The 19256-nt window shown below is 65.4% G+C and carries 13 protein-coding genes; 4 read left to right on the top strand and 9 right to left on the bottom strand.

The window, feature by feature from the left end:
• Positions 1-28 precede the first annotated feature (28 nt).
• Positions 29-310, bottom strand: a complete 282-nt coding sequence (locus tag L0U84_RS27130) for a hypothetical protein (protein ID WP_233854466.1) — start codon at positions 308-310, stop codon at positions 29-31.
• A gap of 1327 nt (positions 311-1637) precedes the next feature.
• Here L0U84_RS27130 and L0U84_RS27125 point away from each other — a divergent pair.
• Positions 1638-3065 (top strand): sigma-54-dependent transcriptional regulator, encoded by a 1428-nt coding sequence (locus L0U84_RS27125; protein ID WP_233854464.1) that lies wholly within the window; start codon positions 1638-1640, stop codon positions 3063-3065.
• 417 nt (positions 3066-3482) lie between these two features.
• Entirely contained in the window at positions 3483-6137 is a 2655-nt protein-coding gene (locus L0U84_RS27120) for a mechanosensitive ion channel domain-containing protein (protein WP_233854456.1), read from the top strand.
• 74 nt (positions 6138-6211) lie between these two features.
• Here L0U84_RS27120 and L0U84_RS27115 read toward each other — a convergent pair whose 3' ends face one another.
• The 6 genes from L0U84_RS27115 to L0U84_RS27090 all read right to left on the bottom strand — a co-directional run bounded on the left by L0U84_RS27115 (position 6212) and on the right by L0U84_RS27090 (position 14239).
• Positions 6212-8473, bottom strand: coding sequence for an ATP-dependent DNA helicase (locus L0U84_RS27115; protein WP_233854446.1), 2262 nt, complete (start codon positions 8471-8473; stop codon positions 6212-6214).
• Positions 8470-10239: a VRR-NUC domain-containing protein gene (locus tag L0U84_RS27110; RefSeq protein WP_233854444.1), complete on the bottom strand. Its 1770-nt coding sequence runs from the start codon at positions 10237-10239 to the stop codon at positions 8470-8472. The genes L0U84_RS27115 and L0U84_RS27110 overlap by 4 nt, the downstream gene beginning before the upstream one ends.
• Positions 10240-10308: 69 nt before the next feature.
• Positions 10309-10893, bottom strand: a complete 585-nt coding sequence (locus tag L0U84_RS27105) for a LutC/YkgG family protein (RefSeq protein WP_233854442.1) — start codon at positions 10891-10893, stop codon at positions 10309-10311.
• The gene (locus tag L0U84_RS27100) at positions 10880-12283 is read right to left on the bottom strand and encodes a lactate utilization protein B (protein ID WP_233854424.1); all 1404 of its coding nucleotides are present in this window, start codon (positions 12281-12283) and stop codon (positions 10880-10882) included. The genes L0U84_RS27105 and L0U84_RS27100 overlap by 14 nt, the downstream gene beginning before the upstream one ends.
• The gene (locus L0U84_RS27095; RefSeq protein ID WP_233854421.1) at positions 12280-13023 is read right to left on the bottom strand and encodes a (Fe-S)-binding protein; all 744 of its coding nucleotides are present in this window, start codon (positions 13021-13023) and stop codon (positions 12280-12282) included. The genes L0U84_RS27100 and L0U84_RS27095 overlap by 4 nt, the downstream gene beginning before the upstream one ends.
• A 223-nt stretch (positions 13024-13246) precedes the next feature.
• Positions 13247-14239, bottom strand: a complete 993-nt coding sequence (locus L0U84_RS27090; RefSeq protein WP_233854419.1) for a LacI family DNA-binding transcriptional regulator — start codon at positions 14237-14239, stop codon at positions 13247-13249.
• Between the two features lie 362 nt (positions 14240-14601).
• Here L0U84_RS27090 and L0U84_RS27085 point away from each other — a divergent pair, with 362 nt between their 5' ends.
• Both L0U84_RS27085 and L0U84_RS27080 read left to right on the top strand, forming a co-directional pair.
• On the top strand, positions 14602-15369 hold the full coding sequence (locus L0U84_RS27085) for a sugar phosphate isomerase/epimerase family protein (RefSeq protein ID WP_233854417.1): 768 nt from the start codon (positions 14602-14604) through the stop codon (positions 15367-15369).
• Between the two features lie 3 nt (positions 15370-15372).
• Entirely contained in the window at positions 15373-16512 is a 1140-nt protein-coding gene (locus L0U84_RS27080) for a Gfo/Idh/MocA family protein (protein ID WP_233854415.1), read from the top strand.
• Between the two features lie 66 nt (positions 16513-16578).
• On the opposite strand, the gene L0U84_RS27075 is transcribed toward L0U84_RS27080, so the two are convergent.
• Positions 16579-17325 carry a FadR/GntR family transcriptional regulator gene (locus L0U84_RS27075; RefSeq protein ID WP_233854413.1) on the bottom strand — a complete coding sequence of 249 codons (747 nt, stop codon included), beginning with the start codon at positions 17323-17325 and terminating at the stop codon, positions 16579-16581.
• A gap of 94 nt (positions 17326-17419) precedes the next feature.
• The gene (locus L0U84_RS27070) at positions 17420-19231 is read right to left on the bottom strand and encodes a S10 family peptidase (RefSeq protein ID WP_233854411.1); all 1812 of its coding nucleotides are present in this window, start codon (positions 19229-19231) and stop codon (positions 17420-17422) included.
• Positions 19232-19256: the final 25 nt, after the last annotated feature.

Below are 19256 nucleotides of genomic sequence, written 5' to 3'. Positions count from 1 at the left end.
GTCGTGAGGCTCCGCCGAGGGCCGGGCATCACGCGTCGGTGTCACCGTCGGCTTCATCGTCGTCGCGCCGATGGGCTGCGCTGCGCTCGGCGCGCGCCGGCATGTCGTACAGCGCGTCGCGCAGCACGCCGCGGCGGATCTCGGCCTGCGCGCGGCGCTCGAGCGCCTCGGCGACGACGAGCGTCAGCAGGTCGACCGACGAACCCGCCGACTGGGCGAAAAAGCGCGCCCGCGACGCCGCGACATAGCGCCGGTAAGTGTGCCCCGTTCCCTCCGATGCGGCCGGCCTGCGATTCAGTTGTGGTTTCATGACAGCCCCCGATTTCGATCAGATCTGCGCCAGGTCTCGCCGTTTCGTCGCAGCGCCCCAGCCACTGGGCCAGGTCGCCGTGCCCGTGCCAACCCACGGACACGGCCCCTGGTTCACCTCGTACATTCGTCTCTCTGTGGAGACTATGGCCTCTCTCCCCGCTTCATCGCGCCGGGCGGTCCTGGTCCGGCGCTGCCCCTTCCCTTTGCGGCGCGTCGCTCGCAAACGTTGCCAGCGCGCTGCCTGTCGTTATCGCCAACCTTTTCGCGTCGTCAGGACAAAAAGTCGAAAAGGAAAAACGGCGAAGTCAATGCCTTTTTTCGTCCGGTTTTGAATGGCCGGCATACCGGTCCGCCACTCCCCCGCTTTATTGACGTATTTAAGAAGGCCTCGCCGCGCTCCCGCAAACACCTGATGGCTTCCCCGACCTTGTCTGCGAGTGACATTTTTACCGCTGGTCATTTCTTAATCCGGTTTTCCCCGTACCGTCGACCAGGCGGCAAAACATTTTTCTGTGCAGACCTTATTGCAACGGTTATGCCAACTCGCGTTCCAATCGGTAAGGCGCCCGTCAAAGCTTCACGCCACCGTGAAGTCGGTTTGCTTTTGACGCGGCGCGAACCTGCCCGAATTTTTAGTGCGGCGCGTATTGATTCGTTTCTGACACGCCAATTCGCCGTGCGCCGGTCGCAAAGCGCGTGCGCGGCCCCGTCCCGCAGGGCCGCCGGGCGGCCGCGATCCCAGCCGCACGCGGCTTCGCCGCCCCTCCCGGTCGGCGAGGCACCCCGCCCGGGGCGGCAAAACGCATTCGACTCGCGCCGTCCGATCTGTCGCAAGTGTGAAACATGACGGCTCGCTCCCCGTCCGTTTTAGTCACGCCTTAATACCAGGGCAATTGCTATGAAATGTGCGATTCCTCGCATAAGCGGCCTTGACCTCTTATTCATTAGTGATCCGCGTTAATCCGAAATCCAACAGGCATGCTTCATCCATGTTTCTTTGTCTGGCACTTTCAGGCGCTTTAGCTTATCGTTAGGCCATGCGCCAATCAGAGCGCTTGTATCAGGTCAACGAGGCAAGCCACGGTTCAAGTGGTTTTCACGATTCGGGGATAAAGTCGCCGGGCAGTTTCAGCAATGAACGACAAGTTCGCCGCCATTGCATGAATCGGTCCGCCATGCAGCGCGTTGCGGTTCGCGCCGCGCTTGCAGTGTGTCCCTTGTTCGTGAGTACTGCTGCCGTGAATGCGTCGCAGCCGGAGTGCCGCGACTGGCCGCCTGAATCTCACTACGTCGCACAGCAGTCCTGAGGATCGAACGGGGGAACCATGACTACGACTTGCACGCCGGCCGACATGGAACGCACGGTTCTGTACGTGGCGAACGCGCCCGACCAGAAACTCGCCGAGTTTCTGGCCGCGTCGGGATGGCAAGCCGTGCACGCAAAAAGCACGGCCGTAGCCGAACGCATGATCGAACGCGGCAACATCAAGGTCGGTCTGGTTCAGCTGCCCGAAGATTGCACGTCACAACAGCTGTCCGCGCTCGCGCTGTGCATGCGCCGCGTCGAAACCAACTGGGTCGCGCAGATCGTGCCGGGCCAGGCCGACAACGAGCTGGTCAGCCGCTTCATCCTCGATTACTGCTTCGACTTCGTCACACAGCCGTGGCTCAACGAGCGGCTCGTGTTCGCACTGGGCCACGCGCACGGACTGTCGAGCCTGCGTCAGCCGCGCGTCGCGCCGGAACCGTCGCTCGGCCGTCACGGCATGGTCGGACAATGCGAGCCGATGCAGCAGCTCTACCGGCGCATCGACAAATGCGGCGTGACCGACGCGCCGGTGTTCATCGCGGGCGAATCGGGCACTGGCAAGGAGCTGACCGCTCGTGCTATTCACGACCGCTCGCCGCGCGCGGGCCGCACGTTCGTCGCGATCAATTGCGCGGCGATTCCGCCGAGCCTGCTGCAGGCCGAACTGTTCGGCCACGAGCGCGGCGCGTTTACCGGCGCGCTGCAACGCAAGATCGGCCGCATCGAGAGCGCGCATGAAGGCACGCTGTTTCTCGACGAAATCGGCGACATGCCGCACGAGTGCCAGGCGGTGCTGCTGCGCTTCCTGCAGGAAGGCACGATCGAGCGGCTTGGCGGCAACGGTCCGATCAGCATCGACGTGCGCGTGATCTCGGCGACCCACGTCGATCTGGACCGCGCCGTCGAAGACGGGCGCTTCCGCTCCGACCTCTATCACCGGCTGTGCGTGCTGCGCCTCGTCGAGCCGCCGCTGCGCGAGCGCGGCGGCGACATCAAGCTGCTCGCCAATTACGCGCTCAGCATGTACAAGCAGGACGGCGCGCGCAAATTGCGCGGGCTGTCGAGCGACGCGATCGTCGCAATGTCGAACTATCCGTGGCCCGGCAACGTGCGCGAGCTGATCAACTGTGTGCGCCGCGCGGTCGTGATGAGCGAGGGCCGCTTCATCACCGCGAGCGACCTCGGTTTGCCCGAGGCCGACAATGGCCCGGCGATCACGCTGGCGGAAATCCGCAGCAAGGCCGAAAAGGACGCGATCGAAAGCGCGCTGCTGCGGCACGGCTACAAGCTATCCGACGCGGCGGCCGAACTCGGCATCTCGCGCGCGACGCTGTACCGGCTGATGCACGCGAACCGCCTGCATCAGGAGCCGACGGGACGCGGCGCGAGCAGCGGCCCCGATGCCGACGACGAAGCCCAGCGGCACACCTCGTCAGTGGCATGAGCGCGGATTTAAGCGTTTTTTGCAGTGAACGCTTAGCAGCGCATGCTCACGGCGATTGATTATTCCGGCCTTACAACACCCTGTCGACACGTAACGTAGTCGTCCAGGACCTCCCCGCGCCAGCGCCAGCCTTGCCATCCGGCAAGCGGCCTCCTACCTCGCGCTCCGCCCCGCCCACGGTGCTCTCAGGGCAGGCGTTCTGCTGCCTTCGACAGGCCTGCCGGCCAGCATAGGCTATCCTGTCGCATCAACGCCACGCCCGGCGGGCGCCGTCCTCGCGGCCCTTTCGCCCGTCCGGCGGGCCTCCGCCGCAGGAACTTCGCCCCCCCGACCCGTGTCGGTCCCGGGTCGCCCGGCTGAATCAGTCCCACGTTCCGGCACATTCGACCGCCCTGGTTTCATCCCGCTTTACACCCTATGCAAAAAATTCTGCGTGTCTGTTTCCTGATTTTTCTGCTCGCCGGCGCGGCGCCCGCCTTCGCCGCCGCGCCGCAGCCCGCCCACCCTACGCCCGCTACGCCCGTCGCGCCCGCGTCCGCCGCCGTTACCCTGACTCCTCAGCAGGCCCACGACGCGCTCGCCGTGCTGAACGACCCGAAACGTCGCGCGCAAGTCACCGATACGTTGCAGGCGATCGCCGCCGCCGGCGCTTTGAGTGCGCCGCCCGCTTCCGCGCCGGCGGCGGCGTCGGCGCCGGCCGCCGCCAGCGGCGCCGCGTCGCTCGTGCCGACTGCGTTCAAATCCAATGGTCTCGCCTCGCAGATCGCTCGCCAGGGCGCGCATTACGCGAGCTATCTCGCGACCTCGCTGCGGGGCTCGATTGGCGCGCTGCTCGACGTCGCATCGGTGCGCGCGTGGTGGAACTGGCAGTTCGCCAACCCGCACGCGCGCATGGTGCTGTTCCAGGTGCTGTGGTCGCTGCTCGCTGCACTGATCCCCGCCTTGCTGCTCGAATGGCTGGTGCGGCGGCTGCTGCGGCGCGTCTATCGGGCGATCGCCGCGCGCCGCGAAGCCGCGCAGCAGGATGACTACGACAGCGCGCCGCCGCCCGCGCACGGCGCCGCCGGCGCTGCGCCGACCAGCACGCCGCCGCTGCCCCCAATGTCGTCCTTGCCGTCGGTGCTCGAAGCGGAAGCGCAGGCCGTCGCGACCGGACCAGCCGCGCCGTTCGCGACGCCATCGGAGAAAGGTCGCGCGATCGAAGCCGAAGGCAAGCGCAATGCGACGCACCACTGGACGCTGCTGCAACGTCTGCCGCGCGCGCTGCTCATTACGCTGGTGCGGCTCATCCCGATTGCCGTGTTCGTCGCCGCGGCGAGCGCGCTGATTTCGATCGTCGCCGACAACGGCACGCCGCAGGATCGCGCGCTCGATTCGCTGATCGACGTCTACGTGGTGTGCCGCTGCGTCGTGATCGTCGGCGCGTTCTTCCTGCAGCCGAGCGCGCCGCGTCTGCGGCTGCTGCGCATGGGTGATGCGTGGGCCAGGTACATACTCGACTGGATCGTGCGGATCGTCAGCGTGGTCGGCGCCGGTGTCGCGCTCGCCGAGGTCGCGCAGGCGCTCGGCATGAACGATGCCGCGCATCTCGCGCTGCTCAAAGTAGTCGCGCTCGTCGGTCACGTAATGATTTCGATCCTCGTGTTGCGCTGCGCGAAGCCGGTCGCCAACCGGATTCGCAATCGCGTTGCCGCGCACGAGTCGTTGGAGATGTTCGGCAATGCGTTCGCCGATGCGTGGGCCTGGGTCACGGTGACGATCGTGATGGCGCTGTGGTTCGTCTGGGCCTTCGACGTGCAGAACGGCTACCACGCGCTCGTCAATATCGGCGGCATGACGCTCGCGGTCCTGATCGGCGCGCGGCTCGTGTCGATCGTGATCTTCGGCGCACTCGCGCGCCTCTTCCACGTGCAGGACGAAGAGTCGCGCTCGCTCGTGCATCAGCACGCGTACCGATACTATCCGGCGCTGCGGCGCGTGATCGGCTGGATCCTCGGCGTCGTCACCGCGCTGGTGCTGTTGCAGGCGTGGGGCGTCGACGTCGTCGATCTGTTCCGCAGCGGCACGATCGGGCACCGGCTCGCCTCGGCGCTCGCGACGATCGCCGTGGCCGCGGTCATTGCGCTGGTGGTATGGGAGGTGGTCAACGTGTCGGCCGAACGCCGCCTCGACAACTGGACGAGCCGCGGCGATCTGGTGCGCGCCGCGCGTCTGCGCACACTGATGCCGATGCTGCGCAGCGCGCTGTTCTGCGTGATCGCGCTGATCGTCGTGCTGACCGGCCTGAGCCAGCTCGGTGTGAACATCGGGCCGCTGCTCGCGGGCGCGAGCATCTTCGGCGTCGCGCTCGGCTTCGGCTCGCAGAAGCTCGTGCAGGACTTCATCACCGGCATCTTCCTGCTGATGGAAAACGCGATGCAGGTGGGCGACTGGGTCACGCTCGCGGGCGTGTCGGGCACGGTCGAATATCTGTCGATTCGCACCGTGCGGCTGCGCGGCAGCGACGGCTCGCTGTTCACCGTACCGTTCAGCTCGGTGTCGACCGTGAACAACACGAATCGCGGCATCGGCAATGCGGCGGTGCGCGTGAACATCGTGTTCGGCCAGGACGTCGAGCGCGCAATCGACACGCTGAAAGAAATCGGCGCATCGCTGCGCGCGGACGACAAGTTCAAGGACGGCATCCTGTCGGACTTCTCGTTCTGGGGTGTCGATGCGGTCGACGGTTCGGCGGTGACGCTGGCCGGTCAGATGCAATGCCGCGATACGTCACGCTGGGGCGTGCAACGCGAATTCAACCGGCGCATCCTCGAGCGCTTCAGCAACCTCGGCATCGAGATCGCGAATCCGCAGCGTCATTTGCTGACGTGGGACCCGGCGAGCAAGGCCAAGGTCGTTTCGGCCGTGCCGCGCATGCGCCAGGGCGGACGGCCGGATGGCGACGCCGCGCGCGACGACCACGCTCCGCACAAGGGCGACGCGCCGCTGGACGATCAGATCCCCGTCGATCCGCACCCGGCCGGCGGCCCCGGTACGCCCGGTAACCCGGGCTCGACCTCGCCGCATGCTTGAGGCGTGAGGCGTGAGGCGTTATGCGTGACGCGGCGCCCGCAGCGCGCGTAGAGGTTCGCTAGCGCGGCGCCGCTTTAGCGAACCTGCCACCAGCGCGGCAACAGCCGCCGCACCTCCGGCCTGCGAAAGCGGTCGTCGATCAGATGCACGACGCCGCGGTCCTCTTCGGTGCGGATCACGCGCCCCGCCGCCTGCACGACTTTCTGCAATCCCGGATACAGGTACATGTAGTCGTAGCCGTTGCCGAAGCGCGCATCGAGCGTGCGGCGCATCTGCTCATTGACGTCGTTGACCTGCGGCAGACCGAGAGTCGCGACGAACGCGCCGATCAGTTGCTGCCCGGTCAGATCGACTCCTTCCGAAAACGCGCCGCCGAGCACCGCGAAGCCGATGCCCTGATTCATCGTCCTGAAGCGCGCGAGAAACGCATCGCGCGCGGCTTCGTCCATGCCGGGCTCCTGCACCCACACCGGCAAGCCGGGATACCGCTCGCGCAGCAGCGCAACCACGCGTTGCAGATAGTCGAAACTGCTCAGGAACCCGAGATAATTGCCGGGCTGCGTGTCGTACTGCTTCGCGATCAGCTCGACGATCGGCGCGAGCGAGCGTTCGCGGTCGCGCCAGCGCGTCGACACATGAGCGGCCACGTGCACCTGCAACTGCTCCGCGCGAAACGGTCCTTCGACGTCGAGCCATTGCGTGTCGTCGGCGAGCCCAAGTGTGTCGCGATAGAAGTGTTGCGGATTCAGCGTGCCCGAGAACATCACCGTGGTACGCGCGCCCGCATAGCGTGGCGCGAGGAACGGCGCGGGGATCACGTTGCGCACGCATAGTGCCGCACTGATTTTGTCGCGCGGCGCGTAGCGGTCAGCGCTCAAGGTCACGTCGAACATCGAGTGCTCGCCGAACTGCTCGGCCAGCGCGACGAAGTGCATCGCGTCGAAGAAAAACCGCAGCGCGTGCTCGTCGATCGACAGCGGCGCGTCGGCGAGCTGATCCGTTACCGCGCCGATCAGATTCTGCGCGGCGGACAGCAGTTTGCCGGGCACCTTCGCATACACCTGATAGCTGGCCGTCTGAGCACGCTTTAGCGCATTCCACTCGCGCTGCAAGCGTTCGAGCGGCTTTTTCAGCGCCGCCGGCGCGTTGTTGCGCGCGAGCCGGAACGCGCTTTGATCGAGCGACGCGGTATACATGCGGCGCGCGCGTTCGAGCAGGTTGTGCGCTTCGTCGACCAGCACGCCGACGCGCCACTGGTTGATCTGCGTGAGCGCGTACAGCATCGCGCTGCCGTCGTAGTAGTAGTTGTAATCGCCGACGATCACATCGGCCCAGCGCGCGAGCTCCTGCGCCAGATAGTACGGACAGACGTCGTGCGCGAGCGCGGCCTCGCGCACCGCCGCGCGATCGAGCCGCGGCGTCGCCAGCGCGGCGGCGCGCGCCGCATCGAGACGGTCGTAAAAGCCGCGCGCGAGCGGACAGGACTCGCCGTTGCAGGCTTTGTCCGGATGCTCGCAGGCTTTGTCGCGCGCGACGAGTTCGAGCGTTCTGAGCGGCAACGGCGCCGCCTGGTGCAGCGAGTCGATCGCATCGAGCGCAAGCGCGCGCCCCGGTGTCTTCGCGGTCAGAAAGAACACGCGATCGAGCCGGTCTTCGCCGCAGGCTTTCAGCAACGGAAAAATCGTCGCCAGCGTCTTACCGGTGCCGGTCGGCGCCTGCGCCATCAACGGCTTGCCGTCGCGCGCCGCGCGATACACTGCCACCGCCAGCTCGCGCTGCCCACTGCGAAACTGGCCGTACGGAAACTGCACCGCGACGAGCGCCGCATTGCGCGCGACGCGATGCGCGTCTTCCTGCACGGCCCAATCGAGAAATCGTTCGCACTGGTCGACGAAGAAGATTTCGAGCTCGCGCGCGCTGTGCTGCTGCGTCAGCACGGTTTCCTTCTGAGTGCCGATATCGAAGTACACCAGCGCGACCGTCAGCTCGCCGAGCCCGCGCGCCCGGCACAGCAGATGCCCATAGACGAGCGCCTGCGCCCAGTGCAGCACGCGATGATTGGCGGGCATGCGAGCGAGATCGCCGCGATAGGTCTTCACTTCTTCGAGCCGGTTGGCGATTCCGTCGTAGCCGTCCGCGCGGCCACGCACGGTCAGACTGCGATGCGTGCCCGTCAGCGTGAGTTCGGTCTCATAGCCGCTCGCGCGACGGCCGGCGACCATCTGATGACCGGCGATGCCTTCGAGCGACGTCGGCGCGGGCGTGAAGCGCAGATCGAGATCGCCGCGCCGCGCGGTGAATTCGCACATCGCGCGCACGGCCACCACGTAGCTCATACGACGCGCTCCGCCTCGGCCTGCGTCGCGACGTCCGCTTCGCTCTGCGCCTGTTGCCCGGCCCAGCGCACGTCGACGACGCGCACCGGCATGCCGTGCTGCACGCAGTACGCGAGCCAGCGGATCTGGTTGTCCTGCAGACGATCGCCGGGGCCTTTCACCTCGATCAATTCGTAGCGACGCTCGGCCGGCCAGAACCGGATCAGGTCCGGCAAGCCCGAACGATTGCCGCGAATGTCGCGCAGCAAGCGCTCGAACCACAGCTTCAGATGCGCGGCGGGCAGACAGTCGAGCGCGAGCGCGACGAGCTCCGGGCTCAGCAGTCCCCAGAACACGAACGGCGACTGCATGCCGGCCTTGTCGTGCAGATGACGCAGAATCGTCTCCCGATAGACGCCGCTGTCGAGCTGCGCGAAACACGCGGCGAACTGCGGGGCGCGACGCGCGTGAAAATCCGGCGCGTGCAGATCGGCCGGTCCGCGCTGGAACGGATGAAAAAACGCGCCGGGCAACGCCGCGAAAACCGGCTCCCAGCACAGCAGGCCGAACAGCGAATTGATCAGCGCGTTCTCGACGTAGTGCACCGGCGCGGCGTCGCTGCCCAAATGATCGCGAACCAGGTATTCGACGGCCACGGGCGTGTCGGGCTTCGGCAGCACCAGCGTGCCGCGCTCCACAGGCCGCACCGCCGCGGCGCGCTGCACCGGCTCGCCGCATTTGCGCCGCAAGCGCGGCAACATCCGGGCGACGCGCTGCGCCTCTTCCTCGCTCTCGGGCACGGTGTCCGCCTGCGACGCCAGCGCGAGCGCTTCGCCGTGACGCTCACTGCGTTCGAGCACGCGCATGCGCCGATGACGCGCGCCGGGCCATGCGCAGGCCTCGTACACCGCGAGCGCGATGTCCCACTGGGCGCGCCGCTCGCAATCCTGACCGATCCGGAACAGCAGTTTCGCCCGGCGCGTTTCGAGCCACGGATTTGCGGTGTCGATCGAGCGAACGGTTGCAATCAGTTCGTCAAGGTGGCTGGTGTCGTTGTCGACCGGTAGCCATTCCAGCGCTTCGCGGCAAGCATGCAGCGCGAGATAGACGTCGACGTCCGCGCGTTGCTGGAACGCGCGCGACGACGGGCCGAACGCGACCTTCTCGTACTGGAACACGCCAAGATCGGCGAGCACGAACTCCGACCAGTCCTGATGCAGATTGCCAAAGAACATCAGCCGCAAACGATCGCACAACGGCGCGATCGCGACGTGCAGCACGCGGTCTGTCGTAGTTTCGTGCCACGCGGCGAGCGGACGTGATGTGCGTGCAGGCTCATCGCCGCTTTCAGTTTCGTAAAACGCGCGCAGCGTTGCGAGCAGATCGGGTTTGCGCAATGCCTTCGCGCCGGGAATCCGCGCGATCGCGTGCGCGAACATGTCCATCAACTGCGCTCGCGTGCTGAGCGCAAACAGATCGTCGAGAGACAGAGCGGGCTCGGTGTCGATCCAGCGATGCACGGCCATCGGCATCGCCGCCTGCAACGGACAGCCGATCTCGTCGTAAGTCAGGCGGCTCGCGCGAAACAGCATGCCTTTGCGCATCAGCATGCGCACCAGCAACGCACGCGATGCCTGCGGCAATTCCGCGAAAGTTTGCAGAAAGGCGTGCTCTTCGTCGTCGAGCAGGTCGTCGTAACGCGCGGCGAGCCACGCCAGCGCGCGTTCGAAATTCAGCAGGTAGTAAGGGACGTCAGAGCGGATCTCTGAGCGAGCGTCGGTTGCCACGGGCTTTTTGCAGAACCTGTATGTTTATACAGTGATGATAGCAAAGTCCGGCGCGGCAACCGCCGCGGATCAGCCCGCGAGCCACACGACCGTCAGCGAACGCACGCCCTGCGCGCCGCGAATCAGTACGCCCTCGATATCGGCCGTCGCCGATGGTCCGGTAACGAGCGCCGCGTAACGCGCACTGCGGAAATCGTCGCGACGATAGACGTCTTGCAGTCCATCGAGCAATTGCGTCGGATCGAGCAGCACCACCAGATGCTGGACGATGTAGCCCAATGCGTTGACCACATATTCGCGCTCGCTGAACCACACCGAGCCGGTTTCGGCGACGCCGAAGCGCGCCCGCACCACACCGACGTCGACGTCCTGCAGCGATGCGGGGTCCGTATCCGCGCCGATCGCGCGCGTGCCCGGCACTTCGGCGCTCGCCGACGCAATCGATGCCGCCGCGCCAAAACGTTCGCGAATCAGATCGCCGACGTCGCTCGCGCTTGTCGCTTCGACACAGGTGCCGCCCATCGTTTGCAACGCCGCCGTAAAACGCGCCCGCAGATCGCCGCCCACCGCATCGAACAGCGGCACGTCGGGACGCGGCTGCGCGGCCGGTTGCGCGGCGCGCACTTTGGCGAGAAAAGCCTCACGTGTTGCCATCGCCGCCTCCGCGATTCTTTTTGTACCAGGCATGAAAAGTCATCTTCGGCGCGGCCGGCAATTCGCGTTGCCGGCCCCAGATATTCAGCGGGTTGTACAGCACGAAATTCGGCAGCCGCCGCAACGCGCTGCCCATCGACGACACCGTCGCGCGATACAAGGTTGGACTCGATAGCAGCCGCCCGGCCATCTTCAGTACTTCCTGTTTGACGAACGGCACTTCGTGCTGCTCGGCGATGACCGCGCGCCACTTATAGATCTGCTCGTGAATGTTGATCTTCACCGGACACACGTTCGTGCAACTGCCATTGAGTGTGGACGCGAACGGCAATGCGCTATAGCGTTTCAGATCGTAAGTCGGATTGATGATCGCGCCGATCGGTCCCGAATAGGTGCCGCCATACGACAGCCCGCCGCTGCGCCGATAGACCGGACACGTATTCATGCACGCGCCGCAGCGTATGCATTTGAGCGAGTACCAGAAGTCCTCCATGGCGAGCCGCTCGGAGCGGCCATGATCGACGAGGATGAAATGCATCTCGGTGCCCGGCCGCGGCGCCCGAAAATGCGACGTGTACTGCGTGATCGGCGAACCCAATGCGCTGCGCGACAGCATGCGCACGAACACGCCGAGATCCGACACCTTCGGGATCAGTTTCTCGATTCCGATCGATGCGATATGCAGCGGCGGCACGTTCGCCGAAAGATCCGCATTGCCTTCGTTCGTGCAGACGACGACCGTACCCGTTTCCGCCACCGCGAAATTACAGCCGGTCATGCCAGCGGTTTTCTCGCGCACGAAATACGGCCGCGTGTTCATGCGCTGACTTTCGGCCAGATAGTGGATGTCACTATTCGTCGGATCGGTGCCGATGGTGCGGCCGAACAGCTCGGCCACGTCCGCGCGCAGCTTGTGCACGGCCGGCACGACCATATGGCTCGGGTCCTGGTGATCGAGCTGCTGGATGCGCTCGCCGAGGTCCGTCTCCATCACGGTAATGCCGCGCGGTTCGAGATACTCGCGCATCCGGCATTCGTCGGTCAGCATCGACTTGCTCTTCACGAGCGTCGTCATGCCGCGCTCGGCCATCAGGTCGTGGACGATTGCGTTGTGCTCTTCCGCGCTCGCGGCCCAATGCACGACCACGCCATTGGCCTCGGCCGCCGCCGCGAACTGCTCCAGGTAGTCGGCCAGATGCGACAGCGTGTGTTCCTTGATGCCCGAGGCCAGCGAGCGCAAGGTTTCCCATTCGGCAATGCCGTGCGCCTGCGCGTCGCGCTTCTCGCGCAGGTCCCACAGACGTTTGTCGTGAAACGCGACGTGCTCGGTCTTGCCGATGAACGAACCCGCCGCTTTGGCGTGATCGACGCGATGATGGTCGCCGCTCATGCGCGTGCTCCATTGAGAACCTGCGCGATATGAATGAAGCGCGCGTCGGCCTTCATGCGCTCCGCGCAACCCTGCTGGTGCATCAGGCACGACATGTCGCCCGAAACGATGTACTCGGCACCCGCATTCAGATGGTCGCGCACCTTGTCCTGGCCCATGCGCACCGAAACCGCTTCCTCGGTGACCGAGAACGTGCCGCCGAAGCCGCAGCATTCGTCGGGCCTCGCGGGCTTCACGAACTCGATGCCCTTCACGCCTTCGAGCAGCGCGCGCGGTTTCGAAAACGACGGACCGGCGATTTCCGACGCCGACGCCTGCTTCAGATGACGCAGCGCGCTGCAACTGGTGTGCAGGCCGACGCGATGCGGAAACTCGGCCCACGGAAATTCGCGCGCGCCGATCACGTCGTGCAGAAACTCGACCAGCTCGTAGGCGCTTGCGCGCACTTTCCTCACTTCGTCGGTCTGCTCGAGCGCGGTGAGATGCTCGCGCACGTGATGAATGCAGCTCGCGGACGGACCGACGATGTAGTCGTAGCCGGCGAAGTTGCGCGCGAACAGCCGCTCGGTGGCGGCGGCGTCCGCGTGTGCGCCGCTATTGGCCATCGGCTGGCCGCAGCAGGTTTGCTGCTGCGGATAGTCGACCTCGATGCCGAAACGTTCGAGCAGTTCGAGCGTCGCGATACCGACCTCGGGATAGAACGCGTCGATAAAGCACGGGATAAACAGTGCGACTTTCATAGGCTCTTCAGGAAAAGCGGCGGGGACGATGTCGGTTGACCGGTGCGGCCGGTTTGGTCGTCTTGGTCATGTTGGTCTGACCAAGACTATAAAAAAGTCCGTCAGCGGTGTCAATTCGGACAGCCTGCGTAGCGCGCCAGAGAATGTGCAACTGGCGTCATAGCATTGGCCGCCTGGCGGCGCAGTGGCTGCGACCCGCCGCCATTGCCATGAAGCCGACCGCTCAAACCGACTCCCGCAGCACCAGCCGATGCTGCAGGATGCGCGGCGCGGGGCGTTCGCCGTCCAGCAGTGCCAGCAGCATTTCGGCCGCCGCGGCGCCCAGTTCGACCATGGGCTGGGCCACGGTGGTTAGCCCCGGCTCGAAGATGTCGGCGATGGGCACGTCGTCGAAGCCCATTACCGCCACGTCGTGCGGCACCCGCCGCCCGGCTTTGCTGAAGCACTTGATCGCGCCGATGGCCAACGTGTCCGACACGGCGAACACCGCAGTCGGCGGATCCACCACCGCCAGCAGACTTGCCGCCGCCTGGCTTCCGGCGGCGTAACTATTGTCGCCAGTGACACAGACAAGCTCGGGCGCAGGCGCGAGGCCTGCGCGCAGTAGTGCTGCCTCATAGCCCTCGCGGCGCTGACGCGCATACAAAAAGCGCTCATCGCTGGTGATGAAACCGATGCGCCGGTGGCCCTTGTTGATCAGGTACTGCACGGCATCCGTAGCGGCCTGGCGGTGGTCGATGCTGACATAAGGCACATCGCTACCGGGCAAGAATTCCGAACAATTGACCCACGGTTTGCCATTCGCCGCCTCGCGCCGGGCTGCCTGGTCGGACATGGGCACGAGATTGATGACGCCGTCGCTCAGACTGCCGACCAGCGTCGGCAGCGACGCGTCCGCCGTGCCGGTCCAGGCTTCCAGGTCCGCCGGCAGCAGCGTGTAACCGGCCTGGCGACTGACCGCCGCGGCCCCGCGGACGATCTCGGCGTAATAGGGGTTGGCGAAATCCGGCATGAGCATCAGCAGAATGCGACTCTGGCCGGTACTCAGACTGCGGCCGAACGGATTGACCCGGTAATCCAGTGCGCTGACGGCTGCCTCGACCCGCTGCCGCGTGGCCGCCGACACGGGCTTGGTCCCGTTGAGCACACGCGACACCGTGGCGATGGATACGCCAGCCTCGCGGGCAACGGCTTCGATAGAGGGTTTGCTTCGCATGGTGTGGGTTCAGGCGGCGGCGGACCCGACGTCGGCAAGGAGGTAACAATTCTAGCACCGCCGGGAAAATATTTTCCTATCATGCGTTATCGGACCTCCAAACTGAGCGGGGATTCTGACGTGACTTGCGGGAGGCCATGGTGTTGCCGCAAACCGCGGATTTATACAATCCGCATCTCAAGCGACTTTGCGCTTACTCTTGTTTGAACCGATCCCCGCCGGCCTGGGGTAAAGCCGTGTTCCAGAGAAACAGGAAAGCGCTTACCTTCTGATCTGCACGCAGTCCCGCGGCGGAAGCTGTTCGTCACCTGAGCAGCCTGCCATCCGCGCCGCATCCACCTTGACTCTTTGGATTGACGACCATGAATCAAGCCTTGCCCATTTCCATCCAGATTTACAGCCTGCGTAAAGCAGGCGACTTAGACCGGCAGTTCGACATTGCAGCCCAGGCGGGATTTCGCCAGGTGGAGCTGATCGGGTCCTTGCTGGAAGATGCGGCCGACACCCGGAACAAGCTTCAAGCGCACGGCCTGAGCGCCTCCTCCAGCCACCTCAGCATGGCCATGCTGCGTGAGCGTCTGGACGACGTAACCGCGGCGTGCGAGACCATCGGGTTCACCCAGTTGATCATGCCCGCGGTGCCGCCAGCCGAGCGCGACAGCGACGCCGCCTATTGGCGGGCGCTCGGCAACGAGTTGGGCGAGTTCGCCCAGCGGCTGGCCGATCGGGGCATCGCCCTCGCTTACCACAACCACGATTGGGAACTCCGCGCCAAGGAGAACGGCGCAACGGCGCTGGAACTGCTGTTCGAGTCCGCCGGGGCAAGCCCGCTCGGCTGGCAGGTGGACGTGGCCTGGCTCGTGCGCGGCGGCGCCGATCCTCTGCCCTGGCTGCGTCGTTATACGGGCCGCGTGGTCTCGGCCCATGCGAAAGACCTCGCGCCGGCGGGTGAAAAACTGGACGAGGACGGCTGGGCCGACGTGGGTCACGGCGTGATGGACTGGCCCACGCTGTCGGCGGCCTGCCGCGCAGCGGGGGCGCGTTTCCTCGCCGCCGAGCACGACAATCCCAGCGACGCGGAACGCTTCGCCCGCAATGCCTTTGCCTATCTGCACCAGCTCGGAGCCTGATCCATGAAACCTGTCCTCATCGGCATCATCGGTTGCGGCAACATCAGCGATGCTTATTTCACCGGCGCGGCGAATTCGGAGTTCGCCCGCGTCAAGGCTTGCGCCGACTTGCGTCCGGAGGCCGCCCAGGCCAAGGCCTCGCAGCACGGCGTTGCCGCGATGACGGTGGACGCGCTGCTGGCCGACCCCGACATCGAAATCGTCATCAACCTGACGGTGCCGCACGCGCATGTGCCGGTAAGCCTGCAGATTCTGGAGGCGGGCAAGCACGTCTACCTCGAAAAGCCTTTGGGTACCGACTTCGCGTCCGCACGCGCGATGTTGGCGCGAGCCGAGGCGGCGGGATTGCGCGTGGGCTGCGCACCGGACACCTTCTTCGGCGCGGCCCATCAGGCTTGCCGCGCGGCGCTCGATGGCGGCCGCATTGGGCGTGCGATTGGCGGGGCCGTGGCCGTGTTGTCCCGCGGCATGGAGTCCTGGCATCCCAATCCGGAGTTTTTCTTCAAGCCAGGCGGCGGTCCCATTCACGACATGGGCCCGTATTACGTGACCCAGCTGGTGAACCTGCTTGGGCCGGTGGCACGCGTGTCTGCTTGCGCGACCATTGGTTTTCCACAGCGCATCATCTCCAGTGAGCCGCTGAAGGGCCAGGTCATCGAGGTCGAGGTGCCCACCACGGTCAACGGTATCCTGCAATTTGCGAGTGGGGCCAACGTGACGATGACTGCCTCGTGGGACGTGTGGGCTCATCAGCGTTCGCCCATCGAAATCTATGGCACGGAAGGCAGCCTGTTGGGCGTCGACCCGAATTTCTTCGGCGGAAGTCCGCGCCTGGCTGAACGGGACGGCGGCTTCAAACCGCTCGACACCCAGCTCCATGCCTTCGGCGTCGACAACTTCACGTTAAGGAGTGGCGCGCGCGTGGCCAACTACCGCGCGGTGGGCGTGCTGGATATGGCGGTGGCATTGCGTCGAGATCGGCCCCATCGCGCGAGCGGCGAACTGGCGCTGCATGTGCTGGAGGTGCTGGATGCTTTCGAACGCTCTTCGCGCGAGGGGCGGCACATCGATATCGAGACCCCGGTGCAGCGACCTGCCGTCGTGTCGTTGGGGCGAGGCGAAGAGGTGTTGCTCGCCGACTGACTCACCTGACCTTGATGTTCTCGAGCCCGCGACGACACTCGGCCGCGGGCATCGAAACCGGCAAACTCAGGAAATCACCGCGGACGACGGCTTCGTCGCATCGTCCTTGTAAATCTCGCGCACGAAGGCCAGATGCCGCTCGGCGGCCTTGCGTGCTTTGGGCGCATCGCGCGCGACGACGGCGTCGTAAATCGCCTGGTGCTGGCTCATCAACTGCTTTTCCATCGCGTCGTCGTAATCGATCAGCCGATGATACTGGCGCATGCCCTCGCGAATCAGCGTATGAATGCCGTGCATCACATGCGCCAACGCGACGTTGTGTGTGGAATCCGCGATCGCGAGATGGAACGCGGCATCGAGTTCGGCGAGATTCGCGCGATCGCGCGACAGTGACGCAGCCTTCAACGCGTCGAACGCCGCGTGGATTTTCTTCAGGTCGGCGGCGGTTGCGCGCTGCGCGGCATAGACCGTCGAGATCGCTTCGAGCCCCTGGCGCAACTCCAGAATGTCGGCACTGGTACGCGGATTCTGCAGCAGCAGCTCGGCAAGCGGCTTCGAGATGATCGGCGCGGTCACGTCGACCACCGTGAACCCTCCGCGCCCCGACGTTTCGATGTAACCGTCCGCCTCCAGCCGGATCAGCGCCTCGCGCAGCGACGGCCGCGACACACCGAGCTGCGCCGCGAGATCGCGCTCGGCCGGCAGCCGGTCGCCGGGCATCAGCGTGCCCTCCGAGATCAGTTGCTTGATCTGGTCGGACACCACGTCGGAAATGCGCTTGCGCGCGAAGGACGGAATCGGGGTGAATGGCATAAGCGGCAAACGATGAAGCCGGTTGACGGAGCGCGCGGCTACTCCACGGTGCGTGGAATTATACCGTTCGACACCGTGCGCCGATTCGCCGATCTCACCGCGGCTGCGCGGTATAAAAGCTCACGAGATCACGCTTCATCGCGTGCAACGCGGCATCGTCGAGATACACCATGTGGCCGGTCGGATAGTAGGCGATGCTCACGTTCTCGCGCAGTGACCGATCGAGGCCGAGATGCGCCAGCGCATATTCGGTCGCGAAGAACGGCGTGGCGAGATCGAAGTAACCGTTCAGCGACAGCACGCGCAATTGCGGATTCTGCCGCATCGCTTCGGCCAGATCACCGCCCGCGTACGGCAGCTGCAGCCGTTCGCCCCACCATTCGCGATGTTTCCAGTCCCATTGCTTCAACGCGTCGTCGCTGAACACGACGTAGCGGTCGGTCGGCGTGTAGTGCAGGTCTTCCGACAGATGCTGATGAAGCGCCGCATTGAACGCATTCGACACGCCGCTGACCGACGCATCGAAGTCGGGATCCTCCGCTGCATCGTCGTAGTTCAGGCCTTCGAAACGGCCATCGTAGCGGCCCACGCTGCGCGACTCGTTGCGCAGCAACTCGTTTCGGAATCGCGACGGATAGAGACGCAGACGGTTGCGCTTCACGAAACCCACGTCGAGTCCGGTGAAGTACGCGATGCGCGCGGCGATCGCGTCGCGCTGCGCGGCGGGCAGCGCATCGCCCTGTTCGAGCGCCTGCGCATAGGGTCCGCGCGCGAACGCGCGCGCTTCGTCGAGAAAGGCCGGCAGGCTCGCGGGCTTCGGCGTGACCTTGTCGTGATACCACGCGATCGCCGCGAAACTCGGCAGATAGCTCTCGCTTTTGAAATCGTTGCCAGGCGTGAACGCCGCCGAATTGAGCACCGACGACAGCAGGATCACGCCGTTCAGCGCGATATTGTTCTGCCCCAACTGATAAGCGAGCATCGCGGCGCGCGCGGTGCCATACGATTCGCCGAGCAGGTACTTCGGTGAATTCCAGCGCTGATTCACCGTCAGATAACGGTCGATGAATTGCGCAAACGCGCTGAGGTCCTGATCGACGCCCCAGAAGTCTTTGCCGGTGCCATGCCCGACCGGTCTCGACAGGCCCGCGCCGACCGCATCGATGAACACGAGGTCCGAGATGTCGAGCAGGCTGTCGGGGTTGTCTTCGAGCGTGTACGGCGCGGGCGGCGTGCTCGCCGGGCTCGCGGTGCGCACGCGCTTCGGGCCGACCGAGCCCATCATCAGAAACAAGCTGCCGGCGCCTGGGCCGCCGTTGAACAGAAACGTGACCGGACGCGTCGCCGGCGTTCTGGTCGGCACCGTGTACGCAACATAGAACACGCTCGCGTTGGGGGCGCCGGTCTTGTCGTGCAACAACAGATTGCCGGCCGTCGCCGTGTAGTCGAGCTTGCGGCCGTTCAGGCGAAGCGAATGCGTGGTGACGCTGGTGACTTCGGGCGGTACGGGAATCGCGGGCGTCGATGCCCTGTCGTTGCGAGCCCTCGCCGTCGCGTCGGCCGCATCCGTCGGATTCGATGCAGCTTGCGGGTCGCCGCGCGCAGCCGTCCGCTTGCGCGGCTCGCCGTTCGGGCGCGCTGTCAGCGCGTGTGGCTCGTGCGCATTGCCGGGAGGCGACGCGCTCGCCTCCATGCCCTGGCGAGGCGCGATGGGCGCGGATGCGGCGTCCGCGCTCTCCCCCGTAGCTGCGCTGTCCGCGGTACTCGACGCATCGGCCTGTTCGGATGCCATACACCGTTCGCCGAACGGCACCGCACCGGCCACGCAGAGCGTCACGGTCAGCACGGTGGCCGGGAACCCCGCTGTCAGCAAGCGGTGCAACACAGGAGAGAAGCGAAGGATCATGAAGTTGTCCGCGACGAGTCGAAAC

This window comes from Paraburkholderia sp. HD33-4, from assembly GCF_021390635.1.
In the GTDB taxonomy this organism is placed as follows: Bacteria; Pseudomonadota; Gammaproteobacteria; order Burkholderiales; family Burkholderiaceae; genus Paraburkholderia.
This window is presented reverse-complemented; position numbering and strand designations above follow the sequence as displayed.